The sequence below is a fragment of the Ruegeria sp. D1(2025) genome (genome assembly GCF_056536425.1).
The window spans coordinates 158,309-182,823 of sequence record NZ_JBQFPO010000001.1; the positions used below are offsets into that span (position 1 = coordinate 158,309).

The following is a 24,515-nucleotide window of genomic DNA, read 5'->3' on the forward strand; positions in this document are numbered from 1 at the left end:
GTGCATGTTGCGACATGGTATTGTCACCAGACAAGTCAGCCGGCGTAAAAACGCGTCGGGGTGGGCAAAACAAAGAAGACAGGGAGAAAAATCATGAAAAAACTGAGTGTAAGCCTTTTGGCCCTTGCGGTCGCGGGATCGGCACAGGCGGCGGATATGGGCGCCGTGGACGAGCCGATCAAGCTGGCAATCAACGAATGGACCGGTCAGCACGTTACAACGCATGTCGCGGGCGAGATGCTGAAGGCCGCAGGATATAACGTTGAATACGTGACGGCAGGCATGATGAACCAGTTCCAGGCGCTGGCCGATGGCGACATCGACGCAACGCTGGAAATCTGGTCGTCCAACGTGTCGGACGAATATGCCAAGAAAATCGACGAAGGCACCGTGGTCGAAATCGGCGATCTTGGGCTGGATGCCAAAGAAGGTATCGCATACCCGGCCCATGTGGCCGATCTGTGCCCCGGCCTGCCTGCTTGGGAAGCGCTGAAAGACTGCGCGCAGGTCTTTGCCACGGCCGAGACGCTGCCCGGCGGGCGTCTGGTAGACTATCCTGCGGACTGGGGTACACCCGGCGCGGATCGTATGACGGGTCTTGAGCTGCCTTTCAAAGCGGTTCCTGCGGGCTCGGAAGGTGCTCTGATCGCGGAATTGCGCGCTTCGACTGAACGCAAGTCGCCGCTGCTGATCACCTTCTGGCAGCCGCACTGGGCGATGTCGGCCTATGACGTGCAATTCGTTGACCTGCCTGCGGGCGAAGAGGCTTGCTTCAACGATCCGGCCTGGGGTCCGAACCCGAACGCGGTGAATGATTGCGACTTCTCGCCTTCGCGCATCTTCAAAGCCGGTTGGAGCGGCATGGAGGAGAAATGGCCGGCCGCGTACGAGATTCTGACCAACTACCAACTGGCGGTCGAAGACCAGCAGCCGATGATGGGTGCGATCGACGTTGACGGCGGCTCGGTCGAAGAAGTTGTCGCCGCTTGGATGGCCGAGAACGAAGGCAAATGGCGTCCGGTCGTCGACGCGGCAACCAAGTGAGCCGCATAAGTGACTGACGCAAACACGCCAGCCATTGCCTGCCGGAATCTCTGGCAGGTCTTTGGCCCTGGTGCTGACAAAGCCCTGACCGACGCGCTGTCTCGGTCAGGGAACGACTCTGAAAAAGCCGCCGCCGATCTGCGCGAAAACGGGCTAATTCCGGCCGTTCAGGACGCGAATTTCGAAGTCCAGGAGGGCGAGCTTTTCGTCATCATGGGGCTTTCGGGGTCGGGCAAGTCCACGTTGATCCGGTGTATCTCGCAGTTGCTGCCTGGAACGGGCGGAGAAATCCATGTGGACGGCGAAAATGTCGTTGGCGCATCAAAGAAGACGCTGACCGAGCTGCGCCGCAAGAAGCTGGGCATGGTGTTCCAGCATTTTGGTCTGTTCCCGCACATGACTGTTGCCGAAAATGTGGCCTACCCGCTGCGTGTTCAGGGCGTTGGCAAAAAGGAACGTCTGGCCCGCGCTCAGGAAGTAATATCGCTGGTCGGATTGGAAGGCCGCGAAGACAGTTTCCCGCGCCAGCTTTCGGGCGGTCAGCGCCAGCGTGTTGGCATCGCACGGTCATTGGCCGTGAACCCCGATATCTGGTTTCTGGACGAGCCGTTTTCGGCCCTCGACCCCCTTATCCGCCGCCAGTTGCAGGATGAGTTCCTGCGCATTCAGGCGACGCTGAAGAAATCCATCGTCTTCATCACGCACGACATTCAAGAGGCGCTGAAGCTGGCCGACCGGATAGCGATCATGCGCGACGGCAAGATCGTTCAGATCGGAACGCCCACGGATATCGTGCTGCGCCCGGTCGACGACTACGTGCGCGAATTCTCGAAAGATGTGGCCAAGGGCCAGCACGCCAAGGTCGCCTCGGTCATGCGCGGAGGTGAAAGTGAGTGTGGGCCGGATGATCCGGGCCTGACCACGGCGATGACGCTGGACGCCGCCCTTGCACATTGCATGGAACTGTACGAACCGGTGCCTGTGCGTGACGAGGCGGGCAACATCGTCGGCAGTGTCCACCCGTCGGATCTGGCTGCCGCGCTTCAGGTGGATGACACATGACCGCGGCTACGGATATTCCTGCGCAGCAGGCGCGGCTGACCGCAGGCGCGCAGGCGGCCCTGATCACCGTGATTGTCGGTGCCGTGTGTCTTGCACTGGAAGGCGTCGCCCCGTGGCTGGTGAAATGGCCCGCCGCGTGGGAACTGCCTGCGACCCAATGGGTGGGCGCGTTCCTGGACTGGTTCCTGAACGGTATCAAACCCGCCATGCGGTTGTTTTCCGATCTGATGACCTATCCGATGAATGCGGCCAACTATGTGCTTGCCAATACCCCGTGGCCGATCCTCATTGGCCTAGTCACCGCGTTGGGCTGGTATCTCGGCGGCTTGCCGATGGCGGCGTTGGGGTTCTTCGGCCTCAGCTTTGTCCTGGCCTCAGGCTACTGGGCCGAGAGCATGAACACCCTGGCGCTGGTCGCCGTCTCGGTGCCGGTCGCGCTGATCGTTGGCGGAGCGATCGGTATCCTCGCGAATGAGGTGCCAAAGGTGAAATCCTTTGTGCAGGCGGTGCTGGACGTGATGCAGACTGTGCCGACTTTTGCCTATCTGACGCCGCTGCTGCTGCTCTTTGGTTTCGGCCCCGTTGTTGGTCTGATCGCCTCGGCCATCTACGCCGCACCGCCGATGGCGCGAAACGTGATGCTGGGCCTCGAAAGGGTCGAGCCCGAAATCAAAGAGGCTGCCATCATGTCCGGCGGCACCCGGTTTCAGCAACTGTTTCAGGTGGAAATCCCCGCCGCCGCGACGCAGATCATGGTTGGTGTGAACCAATGTCTGATGGCGGCGCTTTCGATGGTGATCATCGCCGCCGTCATCGGCGGGTTCAACGATATCGGCTGGGAGGTTCTGCTGACCATGCGCAAGGCGCAGTTCGGTGAATCCCTGCTGGCCGGTCTGGTGATTGTGGTTTTCGCGGTGGTGATCGACCGGATGAGCGGCACTCTGGCGACCGAGCGCAAGCGTTATGACCAACGCGTCGTTTGGGCTGTCCTGGGCTTTACTGTACTGTTTACGGCCGCCTTTTGGGCATGGCTTCCGAATCCGTCCGAACTGACGCTTCTGGACCCCATGGCCGAAGCGGTCGACAGTGGTCTGACGGCGTTCACGCAGGCGAACGGACCGTGGCTGGATGCGCTCAAGAACAACTCGCTGTTCTATGTTCTGTTGCCGTTGCGGATCGGTCTTGATCAGGCGGTTCTGCCGTTTACCTGGGGGTTCCAGTGGACACCCGGGATGAGTTACGGCCTGTTCGCCGCCGGTGCTGGCATCACCCTGCTGATGGCATGGCGCGGGCACCTGACCGGTGGGCTGGTCGTCCTGATCCTGATTGGCATGCTGGAAACCGGCATTGCCAACCTGCCGTGGCCGTTTGTCCTGACCGGAACCGCCGCCCTTGGCTGGGTTGCGGGCGGCTGGCGTCTGGCGGCGCTGTCGGTGGGGCTGCTCTGCACCATCCTCGTCTCGGGCCTGTGGGAAAGGGCGCTGCTGTCGCTTTATCTCAGCGGCGCTGCGGTATTTTCCTGCGCCGTGGTTGGCGGGCTGATCGGTCTGGCCAGCGCGGTATGGGAGCCGGTATGGAAAATCGTCCGCCCGATCTGTGACATGCTGCAGACGATTCCGCTGTTTGTGTTCCTGATCCCGGTTCTGATGGTGTTTCAGATTGGCGAGTTCTCTGCCTTTCTGGCGATCTGCGCCTACGCCATCGTCCCGATGATCCGCTACACGCGGCACGGGCTGGTCAATACGCCGGAAGAGATGATGGAGGCCGCCATTTCAAGCGGCGCGACCGAGTGGCAGATCATGCGTGACGTGCGTGCGCCTTACGCGGCGCCGACCATCCTGTTGGGGCTGAACCAGACCATCCTTTATGCCTTTGCCATGCTGGTGATTGCGGCGCTGATCGGGACGACCGGCCTGGGCCAGTCGATCTATCTGGCGCTTGGGCAGGCGGATGTGGGGCTTGGTATCTCGGCTGGTGCCGCGATGGCCATCCTGGCGCTGATTGCCGACCGCATGGTGCAGGGCTTTGCCGAAGAACGGCGCAAGGCACTGGGCTTGTGAACAAGGGCAGGGGCAGCGTATCTGCCCCTCCGCCCGACTTGATTTCGGACAAGGACCACCCCCGCGCCGCAGCCTAAAACCGGGCGCAATATGTTCGGAGTTTATCATGACCGGTTGGGCCCTCTTCCTTGCAGCGCTGATCACCTTCCTTCTGACTCACGTTGTCCCGGCTCGTCCCGCCGTGCGTGGCAGGTTGATCGAAACGATGGGGCGCAGGCGGTATTTCGCGACCTATTCCGCCTTGTCCCTGCTGGTGCTGGGCTGGCTTGTCGTCGCGGCCGCGCGGGCGCCGTATGTTGAAGTCATACCGCCTTTTGCGCTCTTTCGCTGGATACCGCTGCTGATCATGCCGATTGCCTGCTGGCTGGCCATAGTGGGGCTGTCGATCCAGAACCCGTTTTCGTTCGGAGGGCTGGGACACCGCGCCTTTGACCCCGAGAACCCGGGCATCCTGCGCACAACGCGCCATCCGGTTTTGGCAGCGTTGATGTTGTGGGCCGGCGCGCACCTACTGGCCAATGGCAGCCTGTCCCATGTCATCCTTTTCGGGCTATTCGCGGGTTTCGCTGTAATGGGTATGGCGCTGATCGACCGCCGCAAGGCGCGGGCGATGGGTATCGAATGGACGCGTCTGTCGCGCAATACCGCGCGCTTCTCGCTACGCGCACCGCGCTCATGGCCGGGCAAATGGTCCGGTCTTGTCGCGCTTGCCGTATTTGCGGTTCTGCTTCACCTGCACACACCTGTGATTGGCCTTTCCCCTCTGCCTTGACGCGAGGTGTGGCCGAGCACAGACATGCGTGCTATCTGGAATGTCATGTATTTGTAAGAAGAGGGTCTCTGAATGTACCTGGCCTATGTCACCACCACCGATCGCGGCGCAACCGACCGCCTGCTGAGCGCTGTGGCCGAGCATCTTCTGAACGCTGACGCGCGGCTGGCTGGTGTGGTTCAGACCAACACCGAATGCGCGGACAGCAGCAAATGCGACATGGACGTCCGGGTGTTGCCCGAAGGTGAGACCATTCGGATTTCCCAGTCTCTGGGCACCCAGTCGCGCGGTTGCCGTCTTGACCCGGCCGCGCTGGAGCAGGCCGTCGGATATGTAACTGCTTCTCTGGACGACAATCCGCAGCTTCTGATTATTAATAAGTTCGGCAAACACGAGGCGGACGGCCGCGGCTTCCGCCCTGTCATCGCTGAAGCCCTGGCGCGGGATATTCCCGTTCTGGTCGGTGTCAACGGCCTGAACAACGAGAAATTTCAGGAGTTCACAGGAGGCGCCGCTGAGGAAATCACACCTGACCTGCAAGAGATCGTCAGCTGGTTCAATCAGGTAACGGCCCAACGCGCGACAGCGGCCTGAGCCAGCCATTCTTGCTGCAAGGGCAGTGAACCTTCGTGAAAACGCGCTCTGGCAAGATTCTGGGTTGTTCGCAGGGACATATGGAGGCGAGTACCGGAATCGAACCGGTGTACACGGATTTGCAATCCGCTGCGTCACCACTCCGCCAACTCGCCTTTTTAAGTAAAATCAATTACTTGCCGTGGTGTGAGAGGCGTTTTAACAGCTTTCGTCTGGGGCGTCCAGAGGATTGATTGCAATTTTGGCATCCGGCTTTGGAATTGCCGTCCCGCATAATGTGCAAACCGGGCATCATCGGCAAGATTCAGTGCATGAGCCGTTGCTGGTTGGCAAGGGATGTGGCACAAGCCAAACAATCAAGAGAGCAAGTGAGCGATCCAATGACAGACTTCGCAAAACGTCGCCAAACGATGGTCGATACTCAGGTCCGGCCTTCCGATGTCACCAAGTTCCCCATCATCGATGCGATGCTCAGCGTTAAACGCGAGAATTTTGTGCCTCACGCACAGCGCGAAGCCGCATATGTCGAAGATCTGATCGATCTGGGCGACGGGCGGTACATGACCGAACCGCGGACGCTGGCCAAGATGCTGGATGTGCTCAACATTTCCAACAACGAGGTGGTGATGGACATCGCTCCGGCGCTTGGGTACTCGACTGCGGTTGCCGCGCGCATGGCGCAACTGGTCGTCGCTGTCGAGGAAGAGGAAAGCCTGGCCGGCGAAGCGCAGACGCTTTTGATGGAAGCTGACGCCGACAATGCCATCGTGCATGTCGGCCCTCTGGAACAGGGGGCTGGTGAACATGGGCCGTATGACGTGATCATGGTGCAGGGTGGTGTCGAACAGGTTCCGCAGGACTTGCTGGCGCAACTCAAGGATCACGGCCGGATTGCCTGCCTGTTCATGGAGGGTGAACTGGGTGCGGTGCGCATCGGTTATAAATCCGGCGGACGTGTCACCTGGCGCCATGCGTTCAATGCCAGCGCGCCGGTTCTGAAGGCATTTTCGGCCGAAAGTGCATTTTCGCTATAGTCCGAAAGCAGATTATTTCGCTGCCTTGATTAGTTGAAAACAAAGGCGCAAACTGCCCAACGAGCAGTGTTATTTTGATTTGAGAGGACTTGGTTATGCGTGGTACGCCAACTGGTAGACTGGTCAGGGCAGCGGCCTTGACCACCGCCATTGCCTTGAGCGCAATACCCGGCCGCGCGGTCTGGGCCGATAATCTGACCGATGCGTTCATCGGCGCGTACAATACAAGCGGTTTGCTTGAGCAGAACAGGGCGTTGTTGCGTGCGGCGGACGAAGATGTCGCCATTGCGCTGTCAGCGCTGCGGCCGATCATCAACTGGGCCGTCCAAGTAAGCCAGGACTACACCCGGGCACGGACCAATAATGTGGTCACAACCAACGAACCGTCTCGGTTTTTCACGGGTCTGACGCTAAACCAACTCGTGTACGATGGCGGTGCATCGATCTTGGGAAAACAATCGGCTCAAGAAACTGTGCTGGCGACCCGACAGAGCCTGATTGATATCGAGCAGGAAGTTCTGGGTCGGGCGGCAAGTGCCTATCTGGAAGTGTTGGAGCAGGAAGAGACTGTGGCCATTACCCAGAACAACGTCGAGGTTTCGGCAGAGGAACTTCGCGCATCAAATGATCGCTTCGAGGTTGGTGAAGTCACCCGGACAGACGTGGCACTGTCCGAGGCTCAATTGGCAAGCTCACAGGCTGATTTGGCCAGGGCACGTGGCAATCTGGATATCGCGCAAGCTGAATATGTAAATGCGGTCGGTAATGCTCCCGGACGAACAGCCGGTCAGCCAAGTTTGCCCAGTCTGCCTCGCTCCGAAGCGGAAGCGATCAGCCTGGCGCAACGTAACCATCCAGCGATTCTGTCGGCGCAGCATCAGGTGCGAGCGCTGGATCTCATCGTGCAGCAACAGCGGGCAAACTTGGGCCCGAACGTTTCCCTGGATGCTGACGCGGGTGTTACAGAACGCTATGACAACAGCGATTACATCAACGATGCCAGTGTCTCGCTAACTTTCAGGCAGCCGATCTATGCCGGTGGCCGACTGGCAGCTAACGTCCGTCGGGCCATGGCGCAACGCGATGCGTCGCGCGCCAACCTGCTGAATGTTCAAAAGAACATTACGCAAGGCGTAACAAACCAGTACGCGGCTTTTCAGGCGGCCAGTGCAAGCTTGAGAGCATCGACCGAACGGGTTCGTGCGTCGCAGGTTGCTTTTGATGGTATCCGTGAAGAAGCGACGTTGGGGGCCCGGACAACTTTGGATGTGCTGAACGCTCAGCAGGATCTGTTGGATGCGCAACTCGTCGAAGTCAGATCGCGCGTAGAGCGAACCCGCGCAGCCTATGATTTGTTGCGGGCCCAGGGCCTTCTGACCGCAGAACGCCTTGGTCTTGCTGTGCAGATTTATGATCCGACGCTGTACTATAACCTCGTCAAAAAGGCCCCGGCACAGGTCAGCAAGCAAAGCCGTGACCTGGATCGCGTCCTCAAAGCGTTGCGTCGTGACTGACGAGCAATACTATCGGTTGTGAGGTTCGAATTGTTTGGCTACACTTATCCGTAAGGATAGAGCGGTAGAGAACAATGACGGATAATGTCGTAAAAGCAGGGATCGAGGACGTCCTGTCCTCGGTCAAACGTCTGGTCAGCGAAGAAAGCCGCAAGGTTCCCGATTTGGCGTCCAAACGCAAGCCAAGCCGGCTGGTTCTGACCGATTCCCTACGGGTCGATGATCCCGTCAGGGTTGAAAGAAAGCAGGAAGCGCCGGAAGGTGTTCCCGGGTGCGAAGCAGAACGCACCGCAAAACCTCTGGTGCTGAGCGCTAGCGACATCATCAAAAACGGTGAGCGTGAGCCTGCCAATACATCAGTGTTGGAAGACGGGTCCAAAGCAGGGGCCGCGGACGATCTCGCGGGAAGTCTGAGCGCAAAGATCGAGGCGCTTGAGGCCGCCATAGCCCGGACTGAGGACCAGTGGGAGCCTGACGGGAACAGCGATGACGCTTATTCGGGGACACAGGTCAACCCACTGAGCTGGGATGGGGCAGGCGGGTTCGTGGCTGGATCCGAGCAACTTGACGACCAGATTGACGAAACTGAAGACGAAAGCTTCTCGGCGACATTTGTACGATCTTCGCAGGCGTCACATTCTGAACGGGCAGAGCCTGAAGCAGATGATCCAGACGATTTGGATGTTCCCACATTGGACGAGGATGCATTGCGGGAACTGGTGGCTGATGTCGTCCGTCAGGAATTGCAGGGTGTTCTTGGGGAACGTATCACGCGAAATCTGCGCAAACTGGTGCGGCGGGAGATCCACCGCGCATTGTCTGCTCAGAACCTCGAATAAACTGTTACTGGCGGGTCGGCGGCGCGGCCAGGGACAGCAACAGGTCCAGATCCATGTGCTGTTCCAGATGATCCGCCAGATCATCCAGCGTCTGTTCCACACCGTCATCGTAGCTGAGGTCTGAATTCACACCAAACTGCGCCAGATAACTGGCGCGGAACGTGTCTGACGAAAAGATGCCGTGCAGATAGCTGCCACGGATACGGCCATTTCGACTGGCAGCGCCTTCCGGGCGGCCGTCAATCTCCAGCCAGGCATGGTCGCAATCGGCCCCGTCGGTGCGTCCCATATGTATCTCGTAGCCGGTGACGGTCTCTCCGCCCGTCAGTGCCTTTGCAGTGCGCAGTCTGACGTGCTTGTCCCCGGCCATGACAGTTTCGACGTCCAGCAGGCCCAAACCGTCTACTTTGCCCGGACGACCATCGACGCCGTCCGGGTCAGAAATGGTTTTGCCCAGCATCTGATAGCCGCCGCACAGGCCCATAACGTGGCCGCCGCGGCGGACATGCGCCATAAGGTCCACATCCCAACCCTGTGCCCGGAAAAAGGCCAGGTCGCCGATAGTGGACTTGCTGCCGGGCAGCAACACAAGATCGGCATCACCGGGCAGGGCCCGCCCGGCGGGGACGATCTCGACCGTCACGCCGGGTTCGGCCGATAAAGGATCGAGATCGTCAAAATTCGCCATGCGCTCCAGTTGCGGGACAACTACCTTGCACGCCCCGCCACCATGAGAGCGGATGTCCATCATATCTTCAGCGGGCAGTTTCCAGGCATCGTAAAACCACGGAACCACGCCGAGACAAGGCCAGCCGGTCCGGGCGGCAATGTCATCGCGCCCTTCATCAAACAGTGAAACATCGCCCTTGAACCTGTTGACGGCGAAACCCTTGATCATTGCAAGATCGCGATCTTCCAGAACGGCCTGCGTTCCGACGATCTGGGCGATCACGCCACCGCGATGAATGTCGCCGACCAGCACCACCGGCACCCCCGTTGCGCAGGCAAACCCCATGTTGGCAATGTCGCCCTTTCTCAGATTGGTTTCGGCCGGGCTGCCCGCACCTTCGATAAGCACCAGATCGGCGTCGCTGCATAACCGGTCAAAGCTTTGCAGCGCGGCGCCTAGTAGTTTGGATTTATCCTTGCGATAGTCGCCAGCCTTCATCGTTCCCGCGCGTTTGCCCTGCACGATAATTTGCGCCCCGGTATCCGTTTCCGGCTTCAGCAGGATCGGGTTCATATCGGTATGCGTCGGTCGTTTCGCAGCCATGGCCTGCAACGCCTGAGCGCGCCCGATCTCGCCACCGTTCTCGGTCACGGCCGCATTGTTTGACATGTTCTGCGGCTTGAACGGAGCAACCTTCAGCCCGCGCTTTGTGAAGGCCCGCGCCAGACCGGCGACCAGAACCGACTTGCCAACATTGCTGCCGGTTCCCTGAATCATGATGGCGCGAACCATGGGCGTCTCCTATACGTTGAGGCGCAGATGACCTGATTTGAGGCCAAAGGGAAAGCCCGGATGAACACGCCCGCGCATCTTTTGATCGGTGCGGCCGCAGTTGCGCGACCAGCCCGGGGCCGAACCTTGTCGGCGGCTTTGCTGGGGGCTCTGCTGCCGGATTTGTCGCTCTATCTTATGGCTGGCGTGTCGCTGTTTGTTCTGGGCATTCCTGAACAGGTGGTTTTCGGCCAACTCTACTACTCGAAATCATGGCAAACGGTCTTTGCCATCGACAATTCCTTCTTTCTGTGGGCGGCGATGTTGCTGATCGGTATCTGGCGCGGCTGGCGCTTGCTGATCGTAGCCACCCTGGCCGCTCTATTGCATGTGACGATGGATTTCCTGCTGCACGCAGGGGATGGTCGCCCGCACCTCTGGCCCCTGACGGACTGGGTGTTTGATAGCCCGGTCAGCTATTGGGACAGCACACATCACGCCCTATGGGTCGCGCCTGTGTCCGTCGCGGTCTGTGCAGGTTCATACCTGCTGTTGTGGCAAAGAGGGTTGTCGGTTTCAGCCAAGCTGTTCTTTGCGGCAATGCTGGCAGCCGAGATCTGGGTCGCGCGCCAGTGGCTTTTGTTCTTCTGAAGCGTTCAAAAGAAAAACGCGCCCGCAGTTGGGGGCGCGTTTTTTCACCGGAAGACGCCGTTGATCAGGCGGCTTCAGCTTGCTGTGCGGCGTTGCGACGCTCGCTTTCTTCACGCGACAGCGCGACCGAAGTGCGCACGCCACGGCCAACGAACTCCATCAGTCCGCTGACGACCCGCTCGTTGGGGTCGATACCCGCGCAGGACAGCACCTCGCGACCATCGCGCGAACGGGCCCAGCGGGCGATTTGTTCCGGGCCGTTGCCGTATTTCTTGTCATCGGCAATGGCATCGTCCAAAGCAGCCAAAACAACGGCTGCAAAAAGTTTGCGAGCACGATTGCCTTGCTCGTTGTTAAAGGCAGTGCCGTCAACGAAATCTCTCATCTCGTCAATCCTTGTTGTTCTTGCTCTTGCATTTTCGGCGTGGCGGCTCTTATGACCTATTAGGTGCGATTCGGATACACTTAAAATGCATAGTTGCGTTGCGTCATGTGCATGGCTTGCTGCAAGTGCAGCACTAGGTGTCGTTGTCTTGTCAGGTGTGGTCACGCCAGATATAGGGACGGGAACTGACGCATCAACCGTTTGTGAAGGATTTATGTAATGCCCAAGATAAATGGGAACGAAATTCGCCCCGGCAATGTGCTTGAGCATAACGACGGGCTTTGGGCCGCGGTCAAAGTTGACCACGTAAAGCCCGGTAAAGGTGGTGCTTTTGCCCAGGTCGAACTGCGTAACCTGCGCAACGGCTCGAAGTTGAACGAGCGCTTCCGCTCGGCGGACAAGGTCGAACGCGTCCGCCTTGAGCAGAAAGATCAGCAGTTCCTGTACGAATCCGATGGCATGCTGGTGTTCATGGATTCCGAAACCTATGAGCAGATCGAACTGCCTGCCGATCTGCTGGGCGAGCGCCGCCCGTTTCTGCAGGACGGCATGACAATTGTTGTCGAATTTTATGAAAGCGAAGCATTGAACGCCACGCTGCCGCAAAAAGTGACCTGCAAAATTGTCGAGACTGAGCCGGTCGTCAAAGGCCAGACGGCCGCGAATTCGTTCAAACCGGCCATTCTGGACAACGGAGTCAAGGTCATGGTGCCGCCCTTCATCGGGCAGGACGAAATGATCGTCGTGAACACCGAAACCATGGAATATTCCGAGCGCGCATAACACGCCCCTTGTTCGAACAGTGAAAAACCGCGCGGTTCCGAGCTGCGCGGTTTTTCTTACCTACTTCTTTCGATCTGCCGATAGCGCTCGGGGTGGGGGCCGAAAAGCTCGAGCATGAGTTCGTATTTGATGCGGTTTGCGCTGACCTGCCGGTAGAACGCGATCAGGAACGCGGTGGGGCCCTGAATTCGGCCAAGCCCGCTCGTGGCTGCGACGACCGTCCCGACATCCGTTTTGCCGTTTAGCACCAGATAGCCGCCCAGCATCAGCACGCCGACAGTTCCGGCCCCATTGATTACGCTAAGCAGGAACTTGGCGGACAGCTTCCAGAGGAACATTCTGCGCCGGGTCTCATAAATATCATCGAACAAGGCGTCGACCTCTTTCGAGACTGCGTCGATCTCCTCGATGGTCAGCTTGTCGGTTGCGCCTCGCAGGATATGAACTCGCTCGGCGACAAAGACGTTCACCTTGCGCTGCGAGATCAGCACGATGATGATTTGCGGGACGATCATCGAAAAGGCGATCATGCCCAAACCCGGTTGGGTCGAAGAGATATAGCCGATCACGCTGATCAGGGTTCCGATCTGAACCACGGGGTCTGAAAACGCGCCGCCCGCGAATTTACCCAATTCTTCGGCTTCGGCGGAAATGGCGGTGGTCATGGTTCCCTTGCGAACATCCTCGCCTGCCGCCTTTACATCCGAGGCCCGCACCAGCAATCGCTGGCGGATCATGCGGATCATGTCCTCGCCCAGTGTTCCGGCGCGAAACCCCAAAAGCCATTTCAGCGCGAGGCTGAGAAGAATGACGGACATCATTCCAGTGCCCAGATAAATCAGTTTTTCCGTCGTGACGTCGTCCGAGGTGAGGTGGTTGATGATATCGCGCTGAAACTCAAGCGGAACTGCCGCCAGACCTGCGATTGCGATGGACAAAACGATTAGGAAGATCTGCCGCCCGGCGCTGGCACGCCAGATCGCTCTGTATAGCTGAAACATTGAAGCATCCGGTTTGCTGAACTCAAACCAGTGTGACAGCGCGGGTGGCCATGTTCAAAGGGCAGGGCAGAGTTCCTGGGCGCAGTCGTGCCGCTTTGGCAACATGTTAAGGCGCCAGTGTAACCTTCGCGTCATCGGCTGTCATGTCGTCCCCGACGCGGTCCAGGCGCAGGTAGGCGATCCCAAGGCCATTGGACTGGGTGAAAAGGGTCCCGGCAGGTTTTCCGCCCGAGGTAATCGGGGTTCCGACCGGTGCAATGCCAACAACGCTCACCCCGCGCAGACCCTTACGCAGTTCGGTCTTATGCTTCATGCGGGCGGTGACTTCCTGCCCGACATAGCAGCCTTTCTTGAAATCCACGCCGTTCAGCGCTTCGAACCCGGCTTCAAGGATAAAGGTGTCGGCTGTCAGTTCGACCCCGGTTTCCGGAATGCAGTGCCGCACCCTTATCGCGTCCCAGTCAGTGCCATCATCGCTTTCTGCCGCAGATGTGTAAGCACGCCAACCCAGTTCGGGATGGCGCGGGTCGGGCAGGGCGTCTTCGGGTGCAGGCCCGGTTCCGAGTTGCACGTTCAAATCACTGTTTTCGATGGTCACATCGGCGCGCAGTTTGTACATGCCCAGCCGTTTGGCAACCCCGTCCGCCAATTCTTCGGCAACGTCCAGCAAAATGGCATCCCCGTACCGTTTCAGAAAGAAATCGGCCAGGTATTTGCCCTGCGGCGTCAGCAATGCAGCGTAGACGAGGCCATGGGCCAGCTTGTTGACGTCATTCGTGACCAGCCCCTGCAAAAAGCTGTCAGTGTCCTTACCGGTCAGGCGCAGAATGCGGCGATTGGGCATGGGGTGGTCCTCGTCATTTCCTTGGGCTCCGTGATATAGGAGTTTCCGTGACCATGACCAGAGGTTAACGGACGTGCCCGCGCCAATCAGCATCGTGATCCCGACCCTGAACGCCTCTGGCTCGTTGCCCGGAACCTTGCAGTCGCTGATGGAGGGGGTGCAGACGGGTCTTATCCGCGAGTTAGTGATTGCCGATGGAGGGTCAACGGATGAGACATTGGTCATCGCGGAGGAGGCCGGGGCCAGGATCGTAGAAGGCCCGCCTTCGCGCGGTGGACAATTGCGGCGCGGATGCCAAACGGCTTCGGCTGAGTGGTTGATGGTTTTGCACGCGGACACTGCCCTGCAAAATGGGTGGAGCGACGCGGTGGCCTCACATCTGGAAACCGGTGCACCGGCAGCGTTTCTATTGCAGTTTCAGGCCAGGGGGATTGCCCCCCGATGGGTCGCCGGCTGGGCCAATCTGCGCAGCCGCCTGTTTGGCTTACCCTATGGCGATCAGGGGTTGCTGGTGCCGCGCAAAACCTATCTTGCTGCTGGCGGCTACAAGGAGCAGCCTTTGATGGAGGATGTCGCGCTGGTCCGAGCGCTGCCGCGCGTGCGCATCCTGCCCGTGCGTGCCGTTACGAGCGCGGAGCGCTATGAGCGTTTGGGCTGGCTGCGTCGGGGAGGGCGGAACCTGTGGCTGGTGTTTCGCTATTTTCTGGGGGCCGATCCGGAACAACTGGCACAGCAGTATCGGCGTTGAATGCGGTGCGCAGTTCGACCAGCGATTTGCCCAGCCGGAACGGAGCGGCGAAACTGACCAGGCACAGAGCGACGATCTGCAGAACCAGAATATGCGCGTTGGCCTGCAGGTATTCCCATTCATCCTTCAGCTTGCCGACCTGTTCGATCAGGTCATCATAGCTTTGCGCCAGAATAAGATAGTCCCCTGCGATTGCAGGCACTTTGCGACGCATGTTGTCGATTGCGGTCTGGGTTTTTTCATCCAACGAGGTGAAGACAAGAAACTGGTCGATGTTGAAAGCGTCGGCCGTGGCGGCCATGTCGCGCATTTCGTCCATGTCGCCCTTGGCCCCGGTTCCGAACAGAAAATGCAGACCTTGTAGCGGCGCAACCTCGTTCGTGACGGCAATGAACAGGGGTAGATCGGCATTGCTGGCGGTTGAAGCCGACAGGAACTCGACTTTGTCGCACAAAACTGCTGTATCCGGGTCATAGGCCGGGTCGCAGAACCGCAGCCGGAACCGCGCGGCGTCGCGGTCAAAGGCCAGCGTTGCTGCATAGGCCACGTCGATCTGCCGGTCCAACCGCGAACTGTCCGAGGTATAAAGGCCCGCCAGCACCGCCACCAGCGCGCCGATGCCGCCCAGCACGACCCAGACCAAGTCGGCAAGTTTCCAGGCACGGTGCCCGGCCGGCTTGCGAAACAAAAATGCCGTTCCGACCGAACCCACGAGAAAGAACAGGATCAGCAGTGGCAGCTGGTTTTCCGTAATGAACGTCATGGGTTCAAAGTGTACGGACTGCCGTCCGGCTGGCAACAGTGTTCACGGGCAGTTGTACCGATTGGGATGGGTCGCCATTCGGCAGATGTTAAGACCCTGAACTCTGCCCGAATTTCCGAAAGAGTTTCGTGCGGTCGAAGGCCTGTTCCAGCTCGTCGGTCCGCGCTTTCACCGAATCCCACAGACGTTCCTGTACTTCGGCAATGGCGCACTCCATCAAAACCAGAATGGCGGCCATCGAGTCCCACGCTGATGGTACCGATATGCGTGCGCTGAACGTGTGCTTGGCCAGCCTGTGAATAGGTGAGCGCCATTGGTCAGTGAACAGCACAATTTCCGCCTCACGCTCATGGCAGAGCTGCCCGATCAGCAAGGTCGAGTTTTCATACCGCCGGACATCCAGCGCGATCAGGACATCCCCTTTACGCACGTCCAGCAAGTCATGTGTCCACGAGGCGGCAACAGGCAGCATTCTGACATCCGGCCGGATCATTTGCAGGTGCAGGTAAAGATACTGCGCCAGAGTGCCGGTTATTCTTCCTCCGGTTAGGAAAATGCGCCGGTCCGGGTCGCACAGCAACCGGCAGAAACTGTCAAATTCCGCCGGATCCACTTCATCGATCGTGCGTTTCTGGTTTTCCAGCGTTCGCCCGGAGTAGCGATTCAGGATGTGTTCCTCGGGCAGATCGTTCTGCCAGAGATCGCGCTTGGCCTCGGGCCCCGAGATCATCTCTTTAACCTCGTGGCGCAGCGCTGCCTGAAACTGCGGGTAACCGTCAAACCCGGTTTTCTGCAACATGCGCGCGACTGTCGTGGTGGAAACCCCCGCCGTGCTGGCCAGTTCTGTTATGCTGCCCAAACCGGCCATCGGATAGTCATCCAGCAACACGCTGACCAGTTGCCTTTCGGATGGGGTCAGCTTGTCCCGGTGTGTCAGCAGCCTGTCCGTTACCCGCACGGTTAGACCCTCCTGTTTGGTGACTTCGACTGTGATGTGAATATTTTTTCACTGCAATCAAGGTTGGGGAAATTTGTACAGGAAAAATATTGACAGGTGAATGTCCGATGTGGAATTTTTTCCACACGCCCAATCTGGGGCGCTTTCTGGAATCACGGGATTGCACATTGGACTACGGACCGGTCGTTCATATCGAAGCGAAAAACGATGCTCCCGCCGTGGTTGTGGTGTGCGAGCATGCGTCGAACCGTGTTCCCGAAGCGCTTGGCGATCTGGGGTTGCCCGCTGCGGCGCTGGAAAGCCACATCGCGTGGGATCCTGGTGCGTTGGCGGTAGCCCGGCTGATCGCGGCGGACATGTCTGCGGTATTGGTTCATGGCGGAGTGTCCCGGCTTGTCTATGATTGCAACCGCCCGCCCGAAGCGATCGGGGCAATGGTGGTGAAAAGCGAAGATATCCGAATCCCCGCCAACGCCGATCTAACCCCGCAGCAGCGGCAGGACAGAATAGACCATGTTTACAGGCCCTTTTGCACCGGCTTATCCAATCAGATTCAATCGCATCGAAAGACATTGCGGCTGATGGTGACAGTCCACAGTTTCACGCCGGTCTATCACGGCAAGCCCCGATCGGTAGAGCTGGGGTTACTGCATGGCGAAGATGATCGGTTTGCGCAGGCCATGATGGCGTCTGCACCTGTTGATCTGAAGTTTGAAACCCGCCTGAACGAGCCGTACTCGGCCGCGGACGGCGTAGCGCATACGCTGGATGCGCAGGCGAAGCCCAATGGGCTTTTGAATGTGATGATTGAGATCCGGAATGATCTGATCCGAACGGAGGATCAGCAAAAGGCGATGGCGGCGTGTCTTGTGCCATGGATCAGCCGCACGTTGAACGATTTCGGGGAAAGGACAGAAATGTGATCCGGGCGATGGAGATATATGTGCGGGTCATCGACGCGGTCAATCACAGGGTTGGCCGCGTGATGATGTGGGGGCTGTTCGCCATGATGGCGATCCTGCTGTGGTCTTCAATCTCGAAAACCTTTTTTGTTCCGTCGCTCTGGACCCTGGAAATGGCACAGTTCGCGATGGTTGCCTACTACATGCTTGGCGGGCCGTACTCGATCCAGATGGGGTCGAATGTGCGAATGGATCTGCTGTACGGAGAATGGTCCCATAGGCGCAAGGCGTGGACTGACGCGTTTACCGTCATGTTCCTTATTGTCTATCTGATCATCCTGTTGTGGGGCGGCTGGGACAGCCTGATGTACTCGTTCCAATACGGAGGAGAGCGCAGCGCAACCATCTGGCGGCCGTATCTGTGGCCGGTCAAACTGATCATGGTTGTCGGCATCTTCCTGATGCTTTTGCAGGCCATTTCTGAGTTCTTCAAAGACATCCTGCGCCTTTGCGGCCACGACATCCCCCGAGAGGTAATCTGATGTCCTACGAGATGATTGCCTTGCTGATGTTCGCATCAATGATGTTGATGCTGCTGACAGGTCAGCGGGTGTTTGGTGCGATCGGCTTTGTCGCGGTGGTGTCGGCCTTGTTCCTGTGGGGGGATCGCGGCGGCTATGATCTTGGGTTCGCGGCTGCGATCAAGGTTATGAAGTGGTATCCGCTGCTGACGCTGCCGATGTTCATTTTTATGGGATACATCTTGTCCGAAAGCCGGATCGCGGATGATCTGTACAAGATGTTCCATGTCTGGATGGGCGGACTGTCGGGCGGGCTGGCGGTCGGAACCATCGGGCTGATGGTGCTGATTTCGGCGATGAACGGGCTGTCCGTTGCGGGTATGGCCATCGGGGCCACGATTGCTCTGCCGGAACTGCTGCGGCGGAACTACGACAAACGCATGGTCACCGGGGTGATCCAGGCAGGGTCATCATTAGGAATTCTGGTGCCGCCATCTGTGGTTCTGGTTCTCTATGCCATGATCGCACGTCAGCCGGTTGGTCAGCTTTGGCTGGCCGGGGTTCTTCCCGGCCTGATGATGGCGGCCATGTTCATCATCTATATCATCATCCGGTGCCGGATCACCCCGTCGCTGGGCCCGGTTCTGCCAGCCGAAGAACGCGATATTCCGCTGAGAGAGAAGCTGCGCCTTCTGCAGGCCGGATTACTGCCGGTCGGGATTTTCATGGTGATGATGGTCCCCTTCGTGAACGGCTGGACTTCGCTGGTTGAATCTTCGGCCATTGGTGCGATCACGGCGCTGCTGGCAGCAGCGCTGAAAGGGCGCCTGACCCGCGAAGTGTTTGAAAACTCGATGCGGCATACGCTGGGAATATCCTGCATGTTCATGTGGATCATTCTGGCGGCATTGGCATTTGGTGCCGTGTTCGACGGGCTGGGCGCGGTCAAGGCCATCGAAAGCCTGTTCACCGAAAAGCTGGGACTGTCCCCTTGGATGATCCTTGTCCTGATGCAGCTCAGCTTTATCCTGATGGGCACGTTTCTGGACGACACCGCGATGCTGGTGATCGTGGCCCCGCTATATGTGCCGCTGGTCGGAGAACTGGGCTTTGACCTGATCTGGTACGGCGTTCTCTACACCATCACCACGCAGATCGCGTATATGACGCCGCCGTTTGGCTATAACCTGTTCCTGATGCGGGCGATGGCCCCGCCGGAAATTACGCTGCGCGACATCTATGGCTCGATCATTCCTTTTGTTCTGGTGATGGCCTGCGCCTTGGCAACGATCATCATCTTCCCCGAAATCGCGCTTTGGCTGCCGAATTATGTCTATGGAAAATAAGTCAGAAGACCCCGCAAAGGGGCGAAACTCAGCTCGACTAAACAGAGGAGAAGGATAATGACAACAAGACGCAGATTTCTAAGGTCGGCGGGGCTGGCCGGGGCGGCCACTCTGGCAAGCCCTGCAATCGTCAAAGCACAGTCGGCCATCAAGTGGCGGTTCCAGACCTATGCCGGCAGTGCATTGGGTGAGCACGTGACCAAGCCTGCCATCGACTACATCAACGCCAACGCAAATGGCGAACTTGAGATCGAGCTGTATTTTGCCGATCAGATCGTTCCCACCGGCGAACTGTTCCAGGCGCTGCAGCGCGGTACCATCGACGGGGTGCATTCGGACGACGACTCGATGGCGTCGCCGACCCCGCTGCGCCAGTTCGGCGGCTACTTCCCCTTTGCGACCAAACATATCCTTGATGTGCCCGTGCTGTTCAATCAGTACGGTCTGGCCGATATCTGGCGGTCAGAATACGAAAAGGTCGGTGTAGCGTGGTTGTCTGCTGCGGGTCAGGACCCGTGCAACTTCAACACCAAGAAGGAAATCAAGACGCTCGGCGATCTGGACGGGCTGAAGCTGTACACCTTCCCGACGGCGGGTCGCTTCCTGGCCAAGTTTGGCGTCGTGCCGGTGAACATTCCTTACGAGGATGCCGAAGTGGCGGTTCAGACCGGAGAGCTGGACGGTATGGCATGGTCGGGCATCACCGAAGATTACACCGTGGGCTGGGCCGATGTGACCGACTACTTCCTGACCAACAACATCTCGGGTGCCTGGATCGGTTCGTGGTTCGCAAATCAGGAACGCTGGGCCGAACTGCCCGATCACCTGAAATCGGTTGTCATGGCCGGGATCGAGGCGGGCCACACCTATCGCAACCAGTGGTACTGGGGTGGCGAAGCGGCGTTGCGTGCCAACGGCGACAAGCTGGAACTGCGGCAAGTTCCGGCCGCGGAATGGAAAGAGGTTGAAAACGCAGCTATCGAATTCTGGGATGAGGTCGCGCAGGAAGGCGAGATTCACCAGAAGATTGTTGGCATCTTCCGCGAGTACAACTCGGTCATCAACCAGGCCGGTGCTCCCTATACCTTCGATTGATACCAAACTCGGGGGCACCGCGTTTGGTGCCCCCGTCAGCAGCTAGAGGTTTGTTTCATGACCGCAACTTTGACATTCGAAACCCTGAAATCCCAGGTCGCATCCGGTGACATTGATACAGTCTTGGTTTGTTTTGTTGACATGCAGGGCCGTTTGATGGGGAAGCGGTTTCATGGGGGTCATTTTGTTGCGGGTGCGTGGGAAGAGACGCATTGCTGCAACTATCTGCTGGCAACGGACCTCGAAATGGGGACGCCGGACGGGTATGCCTCGACCAGCTGGGAGCGGGGATACGGCGACTACGTCATGAAGCCGGATCTGGACACGCTGCGGCCGGTGCCGTGGCTTGAGGGGACCGTGATGGTGATGTGTGATGTGCTGGATCATCACACGCATCAGGAGGTGCCGCATGCGCCGCGTTCGATCCTGAAGAAGCAGGTGAACCGCCTGAAGGCGATGGGCTATGAGGCGATGTGCGCCACCGAGCTGGAGTTTTTCCTGTTCGAAAAGAGCTTTGATGCGATCCGCAAGGAGGGGTTCCGCGATCTGCAACCGATCTCGGGCTATAACGAGGATTATCACATCCTGCAGACCACCAAGGAAGAGCATGTGATGCGGCCGATCCGCAACCATCTGTGGAATGCGGGCATTCCGGTCGAAAACTCGAAGGGTGAGGCCGAGACCGGGCAGGAAGAGCTGAACATCAAATACGCGCCGGCGATGGATACGGCGGAATATCACTCGATTGCCAAAAACGCGGTGAAAGAGATCGCCTGGCAGCATGGCCATGCGGCGACGTTCCTGCCGAAATGGCATCACGACAAGGTGGGCAGTTCGTCCCACGTGCACCAGTCGCTTTGGGCCGATGGCAAGCCTGCCTTCTATGACGCGGAAGATGAGCTGGGCATGTCGGCGCTGATGAAAAGCTACATGGCCGGTCTGCTGAAATACGCTGCCGATTACACATACTTCATGGCGCCTTACATCAACAGCTACAAGCGGTTCATGAAGGGCACCTTTGCGCCGACGCGGATCATCTGGTCGGTTGACAACCGCACCGCCGGGTTCCGCCTGTGCGGGGATGGCACCAAGGCGGTTCGGGTGGAGTGCCGGATCCCTGGGTCGGACATGAACCCCTATCTGGCGATGGCCGGAATGTTGGCGGCCGGGATTGCGGGTATCGAAGAGGGGCTGGAGCTACAACCGCCTGCAAGGGGCGATGTCTATCAGGGCGACACGGGCATGATCCCCGGCACTTTGAAGGATGCGCGCAACGCGCTGCATGGCTCGGCGATGTTGCGCGGAGCTATGGGGGATGATGTGGTGGATCACTATACCCGCGCGGCCGAGGTCGAGATTGAGGAATTCGAGCGCGTGGTGACGGATTGGGAAGTGGCCCGGGGCTTCGAGCGGGCGTAGGCTAGGGGAGTGCGGGCGCTGCGCGCCCGGGTGCCTTCGGCGAGAGTATTTGGAAAAAGATGAAGCAGGGCGCGCCCTGCGAACAGTCAAGAGGTTGGGATGGCCCAGACACTGAAGTGTATCTCTCCGGTCGATGGATCGGTTTTTGCCGAGCGGGAAGTGCTGTCGCGCGAAGCTGCGTTTGAGCTGGCCGCAAAGGCCCGCGCGGCGCAGGCGGGCTGGGCGGCGCGGCCGTTGCAGGAGCGGATTGATCTTGTAATGGCGGGCGTAGCCGCCGTTGGCGCGATGAATGACGAGATCGTGCCGGAATTGGCCCATATGATGGGTCGCCCGGTGCGCTATGGCGGTGAGTTCGGCGGCTTCAATGAGCGCGCCAGTTACATGGCCGAGATTGCCGCAACCTCTCTGGCCGATATCGCGGTGGGCGAGGATGAGACGTTCAGGCGCTATATCAAGCGCATCCCGCACGGGGTCGTGTTTGTGGTGGCGCCGTGGAACTACCCCTACATGACCGCAATCAACACGGTGGCACCGGCGCTGATCGCGGGCAACACTGTGATCCTGAAACATGCCACGCAGACCCTGCTGGTGGGGGAGCGTATGGCGCAGGCCTTCCATTCGGCAGGTGTGCCCGAGGATGTGTTCCAGAATGTTTTTCTGAGCCATGACGTGACCAATGATCTGATCGCTGGCAATGCGTTCGACTTCGTGAACTTCACCGGCTCGGTCGGGGGCGGTCGGGCGATGGAACGCGCGGCGGCAGGGACATTCACCGGTGTCGGCACGGAACTGGGCGGCAAGGATCCGGGCTATGTCATGGAGGATGCCGATCTGGACGCGGCAGTTGATACGCTGATCGACGGGGCGATGTTCAATTCGGGCCAGTGCTGCTGCGGGATTGAGCGGATTTACGTCCATGATAGCCTGTATGATGACTTCGTTGCCAAGGCGGTTGAGGTTGTGAAAGGTTATAAGCTGGGCAACCCGCTGGATACCGGGACGACAATTGGTCCGATGGCGAATGTGCGCTTTGCCGACGAGGTGCGGGCGCAGATTGCCGAGGCGGTTGCGGCTGGCGCGGTGGCCCATATCGACACCTTCCCTGAGGATGATGGCGGTGCTTATCTGACGCCGCAGATTCTTACAGGCGTCACCCATGACATGCGGGTGATGCGGGACGAAAGCTTTGGCCCCGTCGTTGGCATAATGAAAGTGTCCTCGGACGAAGAAGCCATCGCGCTGATGAATGACAGCGAATTTGGCCTGACCGCGTCGCTCTGGACCCGCGATGTAGACCGCGCCGCGCGGGTCGGGGACCGGATCGAGACCGGCACCGTGTTCATGAACCGGGCCGACTATCTGGACCCGGGCCTGTGCTGGACCGGCTGCAAGAATACCGGTCGTGGCGGCGGACTGTCCGTGATCGGCTATCACAACCTGACCCGTCCAAAGTCGTATCACCTGAAAAAGGTGACTGGCTGAGGATACCCGCTCGTCCCGTTCTCCCCCTCTGCGGGACGGGCCCGAACATTGAGAGAAAACAGGACATGAACCTTCAAGGAAACTGGTCTTATCCGACCGCGATCAAATTCGGCGCAGGCCGAATCCGGGAACTGCCCGAGGCCTGCGCAGCCGCCGGGATGAAACGCCCGCTGCTGGTCACCGACAAGGGGCTGGCCGATCTGCCGATCACCAAGGCAACGCTGGATATCATGGAGGCCGCCGGTCTGGGGCGCGGCCTGTTCAACGACGTGGACCCGAACCCGAATGAGAAGAACCTTGAGGCCGGTGTCGCGGCCTATAAAGCGGGTGGCCATGACGGGGTGATCGCGTTTGGCGGCGGCTCGGGTCTGGATCTGGGCAAGATGGTGGCCTTCATGGCGGGTCAGACGCGGCCAGTCTGGGATTTTGAAGACATTGGCGACTGGTGGACCCGCGCCGACGCAGATGCCATCGCGCCGATCATCGCCGTGCCGACGACCGCGGGCACCGGATCGGAGGTGGGTCGCGCCAGCGTCATCACCAACTCCGAAACCCATGCCAAGAAGATCATCTTTCACCCGAAAGTGCTGCCAACGGTCGTGCTCTGTGACCCGGAGCTGACCGTGGGCATGCCCAGGTTCATCACCGCAGGCACCGGGCTGGATGCCTTTGCCCATTGTGTCGAGGCCTATTCCAGCCCGCACTACCATCCGATGAGCCAGGGCATCGCTTTGGAAGGGATGCGCCTGGTCAAGGATTACCTGCCGCGCGCCTATGCCGATGGCACCGACATCGAGGCCCGCGCCCAGATGATGAGCGCCGCCGCCATGGGCGCCACCGCCTTCCAGAAGGGCCTGGGCGCGATCCACGCCATTAGCCACCCCGTCGGCGCGCACTTCAACACCCACCACGGCACCACCAACGCGGTCTGCATGCCCGCCGTGCTGGACTTCAACGCCCCCGCCATCGCCGACCGGTTCGCGCAGGCCGCGGCCTATCTGGGCATCGATGGCGGATTTGACGGCTTCCGCGCCTTTGTGCAGGACTTCAACGACAGCCTCGGCATCCCGCGCAAGCTCTCCGAACTGGGCGTCACCGAAGCCGCAATCCCGGACCTCGTCCAGGGCGCACTCATCGACCCCTCCTGTGGCGGAAACCCGGTCGAACTTACCCAAGAGAACCTCACAAACCTCTTTAACACCGCGTTGTGATCCGCTTCTCTTTGTGACAATAGGACACCGGCCCGTTTTGCGGGCC

General features: G+C 59.2%; 23 protein-coding genes and 1 tRNA gene. 18 read left to right on the forward strand and 6 right to left on the reverse strand.

Annotation, left to right across the window (positions count from 1 at the left end):
* Positions 1–93 precede the first annotated feature (93 nt).
* The 5 genes from ACR1XU_RS00870 (at position 94) to ACR1XU_RS00890 (ending at position 5,532) form a co-directional block, all read left to right on the forward strand.
* Positions 94–1,044 (forward strand): ABC transporter substrate-binding protein, encoded by a 951-nt coding sequence (locus ACR1XU_RS00870; RefSeq protein ID WP_170609981.1) that lies wholly within the window; start codon positions 94–96, stop codon positions 1,042–1,044.
* 9 nt (positions 1,045–1,053) lie between these two features.
* Complete coding sequence (locus ACR1XU_RS00875; RefSeq protein ID WP_480906916.1) at positions 1,054–2,106, forward strand: quaternary amine ABC transporter ATP-binding protein; 1,053 nt, start codon at positions 1,054–1,056, stop codon at positions 2,104–2,106.
* Positions 2,103–4,166, forward strand: a complete 2,064-nt coding sequence (locus ACR1XU_RS00880; RefSeq protein ID WP_480906914.1) for an ABC transporter permease — start codon at positions 2,103–2,105, stop codon at positions 4,164–4,166. The genes ACR1XU_RS00875 and ACR1XU_RS00880 overlap by 4 nt, the downstream gene beginning before the upstream one ends.
* A 106-nt stretch (positions 4,167–4,272) precedes the next feature.
* Positions 4,273–4,938, forward strand: coding sequence for an NnrU family protein (locus ACR1XU_RS00885; RefSeq protein ID WP_480906912.1), 666 nt, complete (start codon positions 4,273–4,275; stop codon positions 4,936–4,938).
* A 72-nt stretch (positions 4,939–5,010) separates the two neighbouring features.
* Positions 5,011–5,532: a DUF2478 domain-containing protein gene (locus tag ACR1XU_RS00890; protein ID WP_480906910.1), complete on the forward strand. Its 522-nt coding sequence runs from the start codon at positions 5,011–5,013 to the stop codon at positions 5,530–5,532.
* Between the two features lie 81 nt (positions 5,533–5,613).
* On the opposite strand, the gene ACR1XU_RS00895 is transcribed toward ACR1XU_RS00890, so the two are convergent.
* A tRNA-Cys gene (locus tag ACR1XU_RS00895) sits at positions 5,614–5,687 on the reverse strand.
* Positions 5,688–5,912: 225 nt separating this feature from the next.
* Between ACR1XU_RS00895 and ACR1XU_RS00900 the strand changes: the two genes are divergently transcribed.
* From ACR1XU_RS00900 to ACR1XU_RS00910, 3 genes are all read left to right on the forward strand, one after another.
* On the forward strand, positions 5,913–6,566 hold the full coding sequence (locus tag ACR1XU_RS00900) for a protein-L-isoaspartate O-methyltransferase family protein (RefSeq protein ID WP_170610075.1): 654 nt from the start codon (positions 5,913–5,915) through the stop codon (positions 6,564–6,566).
* Between the two features lie 95 nt (positions 6,567–6,661).
* The gene (locus ACR1XU_RS00905) at positions 6,662–8,080 is read left to right on the forward strand and encodes a TolC family outer membrane protein (RefSeq protein WP_480906908.1); all 1,419 of its coding nucleotides are present in this window, start codon (positions 6,662–6,664) and stop codon (positions 8,078–8,080) included.
* Between the two features lie 74 nt (positions 8,081–8,154).
* Positions 8,155–8,919, forward strand: a complete 765-nt coding sequence (locus ACR1XU_RS00910; protein ID WP_480906906.1) for a hypothetical protein — start codon at positions 8,155–8,157, stop codon at positions 8,917–8,919.
* A 4-nt stretch (positions 8,920–8,923) separates the two neighbouring features.
* On the opposite strand, the gene ACR1XU_RS00915 is transcribed toward ACR1XU_RS00910, so the two are convergent.
* Complete coding sequence (locus ACR1XU_RS00915; protein WP_480906904.1) at positions 8,924–10,381, reverse strand: cobyric acid synthase; 1,458 nt, start codon at positions 10,379–10,381, stop codon at positions 8,924–8,926.
* 60 nt (positions 10,382–10,441) lie between these two features.
* Between ACR1XU_RS00915 and ACR1XU_RS00920 the strand changes: the two genes are divergently transcribed.
* Entirely contained in the window at positions 10,442–11,011 is a 570-nt protein-coding gene (locus ACR1XU_RS00920) for a cobalamin biosynthesis protein CobQ (protein WP_480906902.1), read from the forward strand.
* Positions 11,012–11,075: 64 nt separating this feature from the next.
* Here ACR1XU_RS00920 and ACR1XU_RS00925 read toward each other — a convergent pair whose 3' ends face one another.
* On the reverse strand, positions 11,076–11,396 hold the full coding sequence (locus tag ACR1XU_RS00925; RefSeq protein WP_037310273.1) for a DUF6280 family protein: 321 nt from the start codon (positions 11,394–11,396) through the stop codon (positions 11,076–11,078).
* Positions 11,397–11,615: 219 nt separating this feature from the next.
* On the opposite strand from ACR1XU_RS00925, the gene efp reads away from it, so the two are divergent.
* Complete coding sequence (efp, locus tag ACR1XU_RS00930; protein ID WP_170610085.1) at positions 11,616–12,179, forward strand: elongation factor P; 564 nt, start codon at positions 11,616–11,618, stop codon at positions 12,177–12,179.
* Positions 12,180–12,235: 56 nt separating this feature from the next.
* Here the strand turns inward: efp and ACR1XU_RS00935 are convergent, their stop codons facing one another.
* Together ACR1XU_RS00935 and ygfZ are read right to left on the reverse strand one after the other, a co-directional pair.
* A complete protein-coding gene (locus ACR1XU_RS00935) occupies positions 12,236–13,180 on the reverse strand; it encodes an ABC transporter transmembrane domain-containing protein (protein ID WP_480906900.1) in 945 nt (314 codons plus the stop codon).
* A gap of 106 nt (positions 13,181–13,286) precedes the next feature.
* Positions 13,287–14,024, reverse strand: a complete 738-nt coding sequence (ygfZ, locus tag ACR1XU_RS00940) for a CAF17-like 4Fe-4S cluster assembly/insertion protein YgfZ (protein ID WP_480906898.1) — start codon at positions 14,022–14,024, stop codon at positions 13,287–13,289.
* Positions 14,025–14,097: 73 nt separating this feature from the next.
* Between ygfZ and ACR1XU_RS00945 the strand changes: the two genes are divergently transcribed.
* Positions 14,098–14,772 carry a TIGR04283 family arsenosugar biosynthesis glycosyltransferase gene (locus ACR1XU_RS00945; protein ID WP_480906895.1) on the forward strand — a complete coding sequence of 225 codons (675 nt, stop codon included), beginning with the start codon at positions 14,098–14,100 and terminating at the stop codon, positions 14,770–14,772.
* Positions 14,773–15,623: 851 nt separating this feature from the next.
* On the opposite strand, the gene ACR1XU_RS00950 is transcribed toward ACR1XU_RS00945, so the two are convergent.
* On the reverse strand, positions 15,624–16,493 hold the full coding sequence (locus ACR1XU_RS00950) for a MurR/RpiR family transcriptional regulator (protein ID WP_480522605.1): 870 nt from the start codon (positions 16,491–16,493) through the stop codon (positions 15,624–15,626).
* Positions 16,494–16,600: 107 nt separating this feature from the next.
* On the opposite strand from ACR1XU_RS00950, the gene ACR1XU_RS00955 reads away from it, so the two are divergent.
* The 7 genes from ACR1XU_RS00955 to ACR1XU_RS00985 all read left to right on the forward strand — a co-directional run bounded on the left by ACR1XU_RS00955 (position 16,601) and on the right by ACR1XU_RS00985 (position 24,469).
* Positions 16,601–17,416 (forward strand): N-formylglutamate amidohydrolase, encoded by an 816-nt coding sequence (locus ACR1XU_RS00955; protein ID WP_480906892.1) that lies wholly within the window; start codon positions 16,601–16,603, stop codon positions 17,414–17,416.
* Positions 17,413–17,937, forward strand: coding sequence for a TRAP transporter small permease subunit (locus tag ACR1XU_RS00960; protein ID WP_321252206.1), 525 nt, complete (start codon positions 17,413–17,415; stop codon positions 17,935–17,937). Before ACR1XU_RS00955 ends, ACR1XU_RS00960 begins: the two co-directional genes overlap by 4 nt.
* Entirely contained in the window at positions 17,937–19,262 is a 1,326-nt protein-coding gene (locus tag ACR1XU_RS00965) for a TRAP transporter large permease (RefSeq protein ID WP_170610096.1), read from the forward strand. Before ACR1XU_RS00960 ends, ACR1XU_RS00965 begins: the two co-directional genes overlap by 1 nt.
* Before the next feature lie 57 nt (positions 19,263–19,319).
* Positions 19,320–20,357: a TRAP transporter substrate-binding protein gene (locus ACR1XU_RS00970; RefSeq protein WP_480906885.1), complete on the forward strand. Its 1,038-nt coding sequence runs from the start codon at positions 19,320–19,322 to the stop codon at positions 20,355–20,357.
* A 57-nt stretch (positions 20,358–20,414) separates the two neighbouring features.
* On the forward strand, positions 20,415–21,776 hold the full coding sequence (locus ACR1XU_RS00975; protein ID WP_170676287.1) for a glutamine synthetase family protein: 1,362 nt from the start codon (positions 20,415–20,417) through the stop codon (positions 21,774–21,776).
* 99 nt (positions 21,777–21,875) lie between these two features.
* Entirely contained in the window at positions 21,876–23,258 is a 1,383-nt protein-coding gene (locus tag ACR1XU_RS00980; protein WP_170676289.1) for an aldehyde dehydrogenase family protein, read from the forward strand.
* Between the two features lie 65 nt (positions 23,259–23,323).
* Complete coding sequence (locus ACR1XU_RS00985; protein ID WP_480906880.1) at positions 23,324–24,469, forward strand: iron-containing alcohol dehydrogenase; 1,146 nt, start codon at positions 23,324–23,326, stop codon at positions 24,467–24,469.
* Positions 24,470–24,515 lie beyond the last annotated feature (46 nt).

What these genes read in the sequence shown, in the direction of transcription:
- ACR1XU_RS00870 (WP_170609981.1), top strand. Translation starts at nt 94, where the DNA reads ATGAAAAAACTGAGTGTAAGCCTTTTGGCCCTTGCGGTCGCGGGATCG.
- ACR1XU_RS00880 (WP_480906914.1), top strand. Translation starts at nt 2,103, where the DNA reads ATGACCGCGGCTACGGATATTCCTGCGCAGCAGGCGCGGCTGACCGCA.
- ACR1XU_RS00885 (WP_480906912.1), top strand. Translation starts at nt 4,273, where the DNA reads ATGACCGGTTGGGCCCTCTTCCTTGCAGCGCTGATCACCTTCCTTCTG.
- ACR1XU_RS00890 (WP_480906910.1), top strand. Translation starts at nt 5,011, where the DNA reads ATGTACCTGGCCTATGTCACCACCACCGATCGCGGCGCAACCGACCGC.
- ACR1XU_RS00900 (WP_170610075.1), top strand. Translation starts at nt 5,913, where the DNA reads ATGACAGACTTCGCAAAACGTCGCCAAACGATGGTCGATACTCAGGTC.
- ACR1XU_RS00905 (WP_480906908.1), top strand. Translation starts at nt 6,662, where the DNA reads ATGCGTGGTACGCCAACTGGTAGACTGGTCAGGGCAGCGGCCTTGACC.
- ACR1XU_RS00910 (WP_480906906.1), top strand. Translation starts at nt 8,155, where the DNA reads ATGACGGATAATGTCGTAAAAGCAGGGATCGAGGACGTCCTGTCCTCG.
- ACR1XU_RS00915 (WP_480906904.1), bottom strand. Translation starts at nt 10,381, where the DNA reads ATGGTTCGCGCCATCATGATTCAGGGAACCGGCAGCAATGTTGGCAAG.
- ACR1XU_RS00920 (WP_480906902.1), top strand. Translation starts at nt 10,442, where the DNA reads ATGAACACGCCCGCGCATCTTTTGATCGGTGCGGCCGCAGTTGCGCGA.
- ACR1XU_RS00925 (WP_037310273.1), bottom strand. Translation starts at nt 11,396, where the DNA reads ATGAGAGATTTCGTTGACGGCACTGCCTTTAACAACGAGCAAGGCAAT.
- efp (WP_170610085.1), top strand. Translation starts at nt 11,616, where the DNA reads ATGCCCAAGATAAATGGGAACGAAATTCGCCCCGGCAATGTGCTTGAG.
- ACR1XU_RS00935 (WP_480906900.1), bottom strand. Translation starts at nt 13,180, where the DNA reads ATGTTTCAGCTATACAGAGCGATCTGGCGTGCCAGCGCCGGGCGGCAG.
- ygfZ (WP_480906898.1), bottom strand. Translation starts at nt 14,024, where the DNA reads ATGCCCAATCGCCGCATTCTGCGCCTGACCGGTAAGGACACTGACAGC.
- ACR1XU_RS00955 (WP_480906892.1), top strand. Translation starts at nt 16,601, where the DNA reads ATGTGGAATTTTTTCCACACGCCCAATCTGGGGCGCTTTCTGGAATCA.
- ACR1XU_RS00965 (WP_170610096.1), top strand. Translation starts at nt 17,937, where the DNA reads ATGTCCTACGAGATGATTGCCTTGCTGATGTTCGCATCAATGATGTTG.
- ACR1XU_RS00970 (WP_480906885.1), top strand. Translation starts at nt 19,320, where the DNA reads ATGACAACAAGACGCAGATTTCTAAGGTCGGCGGGGCTGGCCGGGGCG.
- ACR1XU_RS00975 (WP_170676287.1), top strand. Translation starts at nt 20,415, where the DNA reads ATGACCGCAACTTTGACATTCGAAACCCTGAAATCCCAGGTCGCATCC.
- ACR1XU_RS00980 (WP_170676289.1), top strand. Translation starts at nt 21,876, where the DNA reads ATGGCCCAGACACTGAAGTGTATCTCTCCGGTCGATGGATCGGTTTTT.
- ACR1XU_RS00985 (WP_480906880.1), top strand. Translation starts at nt 23,324, where the DNA reads ATGAACCTTCAAGGAAACTGGTCTTATCCGACCGCGATCAAATTCGGC.